Origin of the sequence: Enterobacter sp. Ap-1006, from assembly GCF_011752835.1 — a bacterium.
Lineage (GTDB): Bacteria > Pseudomonadota > Gammaproteobacteria > Enterobacterales > Enterobacteriaceae > Cedecea.
The window spans coordinates 410111-419050 of sequence record NZ_VWWU01000005.1 but is presented as its reverse complement, the minus strand read 5'-3'; the positions used below and the strand labels follow the sequence as shown (position 1 = coordinate 419050).

The following is an 8940-nucleotide window of genomic DNA, read 5'->3' as shown; positions in this document are numbered from 1 at the left end:
TGAAGTCAGAAATCTGTTGCTGAATTCATTACCGGCGGGTCATGTCATCCAGCCTCCCGGCAAGTTTGTGGTTGATCGTCGCTCACAGGTTGACTTCAGGGTCCGGAAACCCGGCGTTGAAACGATGGTGAAATCCCCAGGATCAACCTGGCGTGGGGCTGTGACGCTGGTGTTTGATACACAAACTGAATAGAGAGCGGAAAACCGAACGTTCTGTCGAAGATGGGTTATTCGGCGTATTGCGCGATAACGCTGCCGAAGGATCCGTCTTCCTTTTCACCCCCACAAACTTGATAAACAGATCTTCTCTGCCAACCGCCAGCGTTTGAAGCCATCCCTCGGCACCGATACTAAGCTGCCATTTAATCGATTGCGCTCACACTTAAAAGCACAAACATTGCGACCTGAAGCAAATACTCATTGAAAAATGCTGTTTTAGGCACTTTCTTTGGCAAAAACCGAGTTATTTGGTCAGGTTTAATTTATTGCATCATCCACAAGTGTTAGGCTTCGCGACCATAAATTTCATGTTGATGCCTATGAACAGACTGTTATGCGGATTTGTTGCTTAACAAACGTAGATTATCGCATTTGGGATCGCGATCACTGATACAGTGATGACATAAATGTATCTTTCCGCCCGCCGATAGTTACGGGCCACAACTACTACAAAAACGCCCTCGGCCAGAATTTAGTTTCAGCAGTTATGCCTCACACATTGCGTTAACTGCGAATTTTTAAACATTGCACGAAACATTCCTTTGGAGATGTAGATGGAAACCACTCAAACCGGCAGTATTGTCTCTGCTGAGAAAAAAGGCGCATGGCGCAAGACCGACACCATGTGGATGCTGGGCCTGTACGGCACGGCTATCGGTGCAGGCGTCCTGTTCCTGCCAATCAACGCCGGCGTTGGTGGCCTGATCCCGCTGTTCATCATGGCGATTCTGGCTTTCCCAATGACGTTCTTCGCACACCGCGGTATGACCCGCTTCGTGCTGTCCGGTAAAAATCCGGGCGAAGATATCACCGAAGTTGTAGAAGAGCACTTTGGTGTTGGCGCAGGTAAGCTCATCACCCTGCTGTACTTCTTTGCTATCTACCCGATCCTGCTGGTTTACAGCGTGGCTATCACCAACACCGTGGACAGCTTCATCACCCACCAGCTGGGCATGACTGCACCGCCGCGCGCTATCCTTTCTTTGATTCTGATTGTCGGCATGATGACTATCGTACGCTTCGGCGAGCAGATGATCGTCAAAGCGATGAGCATCCTGGTATTCCCATTTGTTGCGGCTCTGATGGTTCTGGCGCTGTACCTGATTCCAAACTGGAGCGGTGCGGCGTTTGAAACCTTGTCCTTCAGCGCAACCCCGGCAACCGGCAGCGGCCTGTGGATGACCCTGTGGCTGGCGATTCCGGTGATGGTCTTCTCCTTCAACCATTCCCCTATCATCTCCTCCTTCGCCGTGGCTAAACGCGAAGAGTACGGCGATGGCGCTGAGAAAAAATGCTCCAGCATCTTGGCTCGTGCACACATCATGATGGTGCTGACCGTAATGTTCTTCGTGTTCAGCTGCGTGCTGAGCCTGAGCCCTGCTGACCTGGCCGCGGCAAAAGCGCAGAACATCTCTATCCTGTCTTACCTGGCTAACCACTTTAATGCACCGGTTATCGCCTGGATGGCGCCAATCATTGCGATGATTGCCATCACCAAATCCTTCCTCGGCCACTACCTGGGCGCACGTGAAGGCTTTAACGGCATGGTCATTAAGTCTCTGCGCGGCAAAGGTAAGAGTATTGAAATCGGTAAACTGAACAAAATTACCGCGCTGTTTATGCTGGTGACGACCTGGGCAGTGGCGACACTGAACCCAAGCATCCTCGGGATGATTGAAACCCTGGGCGGCCCGGTTATCGCGATGATTCTGTTCCTGATGCCGATGTATGCTATTCAGAAAGTACCGGCGATGCGTAAGTACAGCGGCCATATCAGCAACGTCTTTGTTGTGATTATGGGCCTGATCGCTATCTCCGCTATCTTCTACTCGCTGTTCAGCTAAGCAAGCTAAAGAGTCGCCCGCCTGGGCGACTCTCCTCCCCCAAGTCACTTACGCAGGGAAATCTTATGATTAGCGTATTCGACATTTTCAAAATCGGTATTGGCCCCTCCAGCTCACATACCGTCGGTCCGATGAAGGCCGGTAAACAATTTTCCGATGACCTGATTGAGCAAGGGATCATGCGCGATGTCACTCGTGTAGTTGTGGATGTCTATGGCTCTCTGTCCCTGACAGGTAAAGGCCACCATACCGATATAGCCATTATTATGGGCCTGGCGGGTAACCTGCCGGATACCGTCGATATCGACGCTATTCCGCACTTCATCCAGGATGTAAACACCCACGGGCGCCTGATGCTGGCCAACGGTCAGCATGAAGTTGAATTCCCGGTGGACCGCTGCATGAACTTCCATGCCGACAACCTGTCGCTCCACGAGAATGGTATGCGCATCACCGCTCTGGCTGGCGACAACGTGCTGTATTCTCAGACCTATTACTCCATCGGCGGTGGCTTCATCGTTGATGAAGCCCATTTTGGTGCGCAGAGTGAAAACCCGGTCAGCGTGCCGTATCCGTATCAGAATGCTGCAGACCTGCAAAAACACTGCCGTGAAACGGGCCTGTCACTTTCCGGCCTGATGATGCAGAACGAACGGGCTCTGCATAGCCAGGAAGAGATCGACGCCCACTTTGCGGCGGTCTGGGAAGTAATGAGCAGCGGAATTGAACGCGGTATCACTACAGAAGGCGTGCTGCCTGGTAAAATGCGCGTTCCGCGCCGTGCTGCAGCCCTGCGTCGTATGCTGGTGACCACCGATAAAAACAACTCTGACCCGATGGCAGTTGTGGACTGGATCAATATGTTCGCGCTGGCGGTGAACGAAGAAAACGCTGCCGGTGGCCGTGTGGTCACCGCGCCAACAAACGGGGCCTGCGGTATTGTTCCGGCCGTGTTGGCGTATTACGACAAGTTCATTCGTCAGGTGAACGCTAACTCCTGCGCCCGCTATTTCCTGGCCGCCGGTGCTATCGGTTCTTTGTATAAAATGAACGCATCTATCTCCGGCGCGGAGGTAGGTTGTCAGGGAGAAGTCGGCGTAGCCTGTTCAATGGCTGCTGCAGGCCTTACTGAGCTGCTGGGCGGTAGCCCTACTCAGGTGTGTATCGCTGCGGAAATCGGCATGGAGCATAATCTGGGGCTGACGTGTGACCCGGTTGCAGGCCAGGTTCAGGTTCCGTGCATCGAGCGTAACGCCATTGCGGCAGTTAAAGCCGTGAACGCTGCACGTATGGCTATGCGCCGCACCAGCGAGCCTCGCGTCTGTCTGGATAAGGTTATCGAGACAATGTATGAAACGGGCAAGGACATGAACGCCAAGTATCGCGAAACCTCTCGCGGTGGCCTGGCGCTGAAAATTGTCGCCTGTGACTAAAAATTAAGGCTCCCGGCTGGGAGCCTTTCAGACGACTGACCAACTTCCGGTGAAAAAGAAAGACCCGCCGACTGGTTAAAAAACAGGAAAATCAATTCATTGATTTTCGGCTGATAACCACAAAGAGGGAAAAACCACGCTTTTTTCCTCTTTGTCAGCAACCTTTAAGGCTCTCGGTTGGGAGCCTTTTTCTTAGAGCGCCGCTTTCAAACGCTTCACGGCTTCAACCAGTTGCTCATCAGTTGCCGTCGCGTAGGAGAAACGCAGCGTGCGTTTATCCGCATGATCGCTAAAGAAGAACTCTCCCGGCACGTACACCACGCCTTTCTCCAGCGTTTTTTGTAGCCACGCCGTGGTATCGAAGTCGTAGCGGAAAGCGGCCCAAAGGAACATCCCACCCTGCGGCTGGTTAAAGGTAATGTGCTCGCCAAGCTCTTCTTCCAGCAGACGCGACAGCGTCAGGCACTTCTGCATATAAGCCTCACGAATCAGCTCAATCTGCGGCTCAAGACGCCCCAGTTTCAGGTAAGCCGCCGCCAGCGCCTGCGTAAACGAGTTAGCGTGTAAATCAGTCGCCTGCTTAATGATGGCGACCTTTTGCTTCATCCAATCCGGGAGAATAATCCAGCCGACACGCAGCCCCGGAGCCAGAATTTTCGAGAACGTTGAGGTATAGACCACGTGGTCTTCATGCCCTAACTCTGTGGCAACCTGAATCAGGGTCTTCTCGCGGCGATCGGTAAAGCTAATCGCCCCGTACGGATCGTCTTCAATAATCACAAAATCATGTTCGGCAGCCAGTTTCACCAGCTTTTCACGACGCTCAGCGCTCAGCGTTGTGCCGCTTGGATTACCAAAGGTTGGCACCAGATAAACGCCTTTCACACGCGTGGTTTTCAGCAAAGCTTCCAGCTCATCGACAATCATGCCGTGCTCGTCCCCACCTACGGATTCAACCTTCGCGGCGGTCAAGCTGAGGATTTGCAGCGTGGCCAGGTAGGTCGGCCGCTCAACGACGAAAACGTCACCTTCGTCTGCCAGCGCACGAATCAGCAAATCCAACGCCTGCTGGGAACCAGAGGTGATGAGCAACTGGTCGCTACGCGTAGTAATCCCGCGAGCCTTGCACAGCTCAACTAGCTGGTCACGCAGCTCGGAATTGCCTTCGGTCAGGCCATACTGAAAAGCGTCGTTAAAGTTCTCTTCCAGCACTTTACGGGTCGCCAGCTCCAGTCCTTGTCTGTCAAACAGCTCACTGGAAGGAATGCCGCCAGCCAGTGAAATTACGCCGGGCATTTTGCTGTGCTTAAGAAGTTCACGGATGGCCGAGGGTTGCAGGTTTTGAATGCGTTGCGCGAGGTGTTTAGTATTACTCATATTGATGTTCTCTATTTTTTTATGCGTTAGAAATATACATAGCCCGCTAACAACTACGCAATGGCTTTCCACCCGGCCCCTATAAGGTTTTGCGAGAGGCATTCCTGAATGCTGCGATGAGAATAGCTCATCATGGCGGGAAGTGTTAGGGTAGGCCCATCAGAGTGACGAGTTAATTTCTTATGGCTATTCATTTACTTATCGTTGATGCCCTGAACCTGATTCGCCGCATACATGCGGTGCAGGGTTCGCCTTGCGTCGATACATGTCTGCATGCGCTGGACCAGCTTATTGGCCACAGCCAGCCGACTCATGCGGTGGCGGTGTTTGATGACGAAGAACGTCGCAAAGGCTGGCGGCATCAGGTTCTGCCCGACTACAAAGCGGGCCGTTCGCCGATGCCAGACGACCTGCATGCCGAAATGCCAGCTCTGCGGGAAGCTTTTACCCGTCGTGGCGTTCAGTGCTGGCATTCAAAAGGCAACGAGGCGGACGATCTTGCGGCTACGCTGGCGGTGAAAGTCGCCTCCGGCGGCCATCGGGCAACCATTGTGTCCACCGACAAAGGCTATTGCCAGCTGCTGGCCCCAACGCTGCAAATTCGCGACTACTTCCAAAAACGCTGGCTGGATGCGCCTTTTATTGCTCAGGAATATGGCGTTCAGCCGGAACAACTGGGGGACTTCTGGGGGCTGGCGGGCATCAGCAGCAGCAAAATTCCCGGCGTGCCCGGTATTGGCCCGAAAAGCGCCACACAGCTCATTAACCAGTTTTCTGACCTGGAAACACTTTATCAGCGGCTGGATGAAGTCCCGGAGAAATGGCGTAAAAAGCTGGAACAGCACAGAGAAAGTGCGTTTATCAGCCGCCAGGTGGCAAGGCTTGAGACGGATTTACAGCTCGACGGGAACTTACAGCAGCTAAGGTTGCCTGGTGCATTGCCTTCTGCATAACGCAAAAGAACTCCCCTTGCCCGGATGAGCAAGGGGTTGGTCATTAACGTTCGTCGCGACGGCCACCCACGGCCGCCCACCAACGGCGGATGTGAACTGTCACTTCTTCACGATCGTGGTAAAGCTGGCGGGCTTTGATTTCCGCGTTAATCCCGTTGCTCTCGAGGATTTCGCGGATCTGCGCCAGGTTTTGCGACACCTCTTCGTAGCGCTTTTTCATCGGCAACTTGAGGTTAAAGATTGTCTCACGGCACCAGCCGTTTACCAGCCAGGTTGCCATTAAATGGGCTACTTTCGCCGGTTTTTCCACCATGTCGCAGACCATCCAGGAGATGTTGGTGCGGGTCGGGCGGTATTTGAAGCCATCTTCGCGCAGCCAGGTGACCTGTCCGGTGTCCATCAGGCTCTGCGCCATCGGGCCGTTATCGACGGACGAAACCCACATATTGCGTTTCACCAACTGATAGGTCCAGCCGCCCGGGCAGGCACCCAAATCCACGGCGTACATGCCGTTGGCCAGGCGTTCGTCCCATTCATCGGCGGGAATAAAGACGTGAAACGCCTCTTCCAGCTTCAGCGTGGAGCGGCTTGGAGCATCCGCCGGGAACTTGAGGCGCGGAATGCCCATATAGAACGGCGAATTGTTGGTGGTGTAGGAGTAACCTGTGTAACAGCAGCCGGGGGCGATAAAGAACACATGCACAACAGGGCGCTTCGGCGTTTCGTAGTTGGTCAGCACTCCGGCTTCGCGCAGGCTGGCACGCAGCGGCACGGTAAACTTGCGACAGAACTTCATCAACTCTTTGCTTTCGTTGGTGTCGGCCACTTCAACCCGCAGGTCGCCGCCCTTTTCCACGACGCCCTGCAGCATGCCGACAATAGGTGTGATGCGGTCTTCCGGCGGTAAATCCTTTAGCAGCTCGCCGGCAACAAACATCTGGCGGGCAAAAATCAGGTCGCTGAACGGCAGCTCGCGCGCCAGCTTTTCCGCCTCTTCCGGCTGATAGCATTCAAATATGACATAACCGCTGTGCTCTTTAACGCGGGCAAAGCCGTAGACACCGCGCTGACCCGCTTTGTCGGTTATCTCTGCCGCACACTCTTTCTCGAATCCCTGGCGGCAGTACAAAATCACTTTATTCATGGCTTACGCCCTTACGTTTCAGGCGCACAGCACCAATTAACATCAATATCCAACCGGCCAGGAAGCTGACGCCGCCCACCGGGGTAACAAACGCCCACAGCCGCAGGTGCGACAGGGCCAGGCAGTACAAACTGCCGCTAAATAATACGGTGCCTAACGCCATAAAGACGCTGCTCCAGTAGAACCAGATGCTGATGCGACGCTGCATTGCCACCGCAAGGCCAAAAATCGCGAGCGTGTGAAACGCCTGATACTCAAGCCCGGTCTGGATCCATCCCATCTCTGCAACACCCAGAGACTTGCTCAATATGTGCGCCCCAAAGGCGCCCAGGGCAACAAAAACAAAACCGCTGATGGCGGCAAAAATCAGCATGAATCGGCTGGTCATGGTGTAACCCTAAAGTAAGGCGTGGCCGCGCCACGCGAAGGTTGCTTATTGTTCGTAGCGAAAACGGAATTTTTCTTGCTCACTGGCCGCCTTTGCCAGGATCCACTGTCGAAACGCGGCTATTTTACCCAGTTCTGCCTGGCTGTCATGACAAACGAGATAAAAGGCGTTTTTACTTACCAGCACATCATTGAACGGGCATACCAGACGGCCCGCTTCGATTTCCGTTTGGGCCATGACGTTATTGGCCAGCGCAATCCCCTGCCCGTGAATCGCGGCCTGGAGTACCATTGCGCTGTGGCTGAAAATGGGCCCTTGCTGGACATTAATATGGCTCACGCCAAGCTGGCGGGTATAAGTCTGCCAGTCGCGGCGCGAAGCGTCATGCAATAAAGTGTGCCTGGCCAAATCTTCCGGCGTTTTAATCGGTTTGTCGCCGGTTAGTAGCATAGGTGAGCAAACTGGCAGCAAATACTCAGCATAAAGTTTTTCGACTCTTAGCCCCGGCCAGTTTCCCCGCCCATAGAATATCGCCACGTCCACGTCGTCAGACAGCTTGTCTTCCTGGCGGTCCACCGCCTGAATTCTCACGTCGATGCCCGGATAAGCTGAGTTAAAGCTTGTTAAGCGAGGCACCAGCCAGTGAATCGCAAAACTGGGCAATAAACTCACCGTCAGCGCGCCTTTTGCACTGCGCGCCTGCAGCTTGCGGGTGGCTTCCGTCAACTGGGAAAAAATCTCTTTAATATCCTGATAATAACTCTGCCCCTCCTCCGTCAACAGCAACGATCGGTTACGGCGGCGGAACAGCTTCAGGCCAAGAAAATCCTCCAGGGACTTGATCTGGTGGCTTACCGCGGCCTGAGTAACGAACAGTTCCTCAGCCGCTTTAGTAAAACTCAAGTGACGAGCCGCAGCGTCAAAAACGCGCAGCGCATTCAGAGGGGGTAATCGCTTAGACATGGGGTTATTTGGCTTAAGTGTTAATAACAGTTAACAAACAGATAGCGTTTGTTTACCTATTAGTTTTTTTTATCTGAGCCATTATAAATTGTCCGTTGAGGATGCACCAGCAAATACCTATAGTGGCGGCACTTCCTGAGTCGGAACGAAAAGTTGTCTGGAATGCGTGTTCTGGAGGGCTTTTGGCTTACGGTTGTGATGTTGTGTTGTTGTGTTTGCAATTGGTCTGACATTTCGGACCACGGTAGCTAAGCTACCCCCTTTTCACTTCCTGTACATTTACCCTGTCTGTCCATAGTGATTAATGTAGCACCGCCGAATGCGGTGCTTTTTTTTGCCTGCAGTTTTACTTCTTCAGCTCAACCATCTCTTTCACGTCCGAACGGTTAATCTGCTGCATATTGCCGTTAGCATCTTTGTACTTGATCATCCCTGTTTCGTCATCGGTCTTCGGCTTACCTTCAGAGACAATCGCGCGTCCATCGTTGGTGTGCATGATGTAGTTCGGGCTGGAACAAGCTGCAAGTGCAAAGGTCATCATACAGGCAGAAACAATAGCGATAGATTTGTTCATTATTCTTCTCCTTGTGGATAGCGTTTAATGCTGTTTAAGTCTTTC

Annotated in this window: 8 protein-coding genes and 1 pseudogene; 4 read left to right on the top strand and 5 right to left on the bottom strand. The window is 53.1% G+C overall.

Annotated elements, in window-relative coordinates:
* The 3 genes and pseudogenes from F3J28_RS22395 to F3J28_RS17835 all read left to right on the top strand — a co-directional run.
* Positions 1 to 193, top strand: a pseudogene (locus F3J28_RS22395) (hypothetical protein); the annotation flags it as partial.
* A gap of 580 nt (positions 194 to 773) precedes the next feature.
* Complete coding sequence (locus tag F3J28_RS17840) at positions 774 to 2063, top strand: HAAAP family serine/threonine permease (protein WP_061274809.1); 1290 nt, start codon at positions 774 to 776, stop codon at positions 2061 to 2063.
* Positions 2064 to 2128: 65 nt separating this feature from the next.
* Positions 2129 to 3496, top strand: coding sequence for an L-serine ammonia-lyase (locus F3J28_RS17835; protein WP_166878343.1), 1368 nt, complete (start codon positions 2129 to 2131; stop codon positions 3494 to 3496).
* Between the two features lie 192 nt (positions 3497 to 3688).
* Here F3J28_RS17835 and F3J28_RS17830 read toward each other — a convergent pair whose 3' ends face one another.
* On the bottom strand, positions 3689 to 4873 hold the full coding sequence (locus tag F3J28_RS17830) for an aminotransferase-like domain-containing protein (RefSeq protein WP_166878340.1): 1185 nt from the start codon (positions 4871 to 4873) through the stop codon (positions 3689 to 3691).
* A gap of 182 nt (positions 4874 to 5055) precedes the next feature.
* Between F3J28_RS17830 and xni the strand changes: the two genes are divergently transcribed.
* Entirely contained in the window at positions 5056 to 5826 is a 771-nt protein-coding gene (gene xni / locus F3J28_RS17825; protein WP_166878337.1) for a flap endonuclease Xni, read from the top strand.
* A gap of 43 nt (positions 5827 to 5869) precedes the next feature.
* On the opposite strand, the gene rlmM is transcribed toward xni, so the two are convergent.
* The 4 genes from rlmM to F3J28_RS17805 all read right to left on the bottom strand — a co-directional run bounded on the left by rlmM (position 5870) and on the right by F3J28_RS17805 (position 8895).
* A complete protein-coding gene (gene rlmM, locus F3J28_RS17820) occupies positions 5870 to 6970 on the bottom strand; it encodes a 23S rRNA (cytidine(2498)-2'-O)-methyltransferase RlmM (RefSeq protein WP_008458424.1) in 1101 nt (366 codons plus the stop codon).
* Positions 6963 to 7358: a DUF423 domain-containing protein gene (locus F3J28_RS17815; RefSeq protein ID WP_166878334.1), complete on the bottom strand. Its 396-nt coding sequence runs from the start codon at positions 7356 to 7358 to the stop codon at positions 6963 to 6965. The genes rlmM and F3J28_RS17815 overlap by 8 nt, the downstream gene beginning before the upstream one ends.
* Before the next feature lie 45 nt (positions 7359 to 7403).
* Positions 7404 to 8321: a glycine cleavage system transcriptional regulator GcvA gene (gcvA, locus tag F3J28_RS17810; protein WP_008458428.1), complete on the bottom strand. Its 918-nt coding sequence runs from the start codon at positions 8319 to 8321 to the stop codon at positions 7404 to 7406.
* 346 nt (positions 8322 to 8667) lie between these two features.
* A complete protein-coding gene (locus tag F3J28_RS17805; protein WP_008458430.1) occupies positions 8668 to 8895 on the bottom strand; it encodes a YgdI/YgdR family lipoprotein in 228 nt (75 codons plus the stop codon).
* Positions 8896 to 8940 lie beyond the last annotated feature (45 nt).

Excerpts from the sequence above, each read along its gene's own strand:
- F3J28_RS17840 (WP_061274809.1), top strand. The coding sequence starts at position 774 with ATGGAAACCACTCAAACCGGCAGTATTGTCTCTGCTGAGAAAAAAGGC.
- F3J28_RS17835 (WP_166878343.1), top strand. The coding sequence starts at position 2,129 with ATGATTAGCGTATTCGACATTTTCAAAATCGGTATTGGCCCCTCCAGC.
- F3J28_RS17830 (WP_166878340.1), bottom strand. The coding sequence starts at position 4,873 with ATGAGTAATACTAAACACCTCGCGCAACGCATTCAAAACCTGCAACCC.
- xni (WP_166878337.1), top strand. The coding sequence starts at position 5,056 with ATGGCTATTCATTTACTTATCGTTGATGCCCTGAACCTGATTCGCCGC.
- rlmM (WP_008458424.1), bottom strand. The coding sequence starts at position 6,970 with ATGAATAAAGTGATTTTGTACTGCCGCCAGGGATTCGAGAAAGAGTGT.
- F3J28_RS17815 (WP_166878334.1), bottom strand. The coding sequence starts at position 7,358 with ATGACCAGCCGATTCATGCTGATTTTTGCCGCCATCAGCGGTTTTGTT.
- gcvA (WP_008458428.1), bottom strand. The coding sequence starts at position 8,321 with ATGTCTAAGCGATTACCCCCTCTGAATGCGCTGCGCGTTTTTGACGCT.
- F3J28_RS17805 (WP_008458430.1), bottom strand. The coding sequence starts at position 8,895 with ATGAACAAATCTATCGCTATTGTTTCTGCCTGTATGATGACCTTTGCA.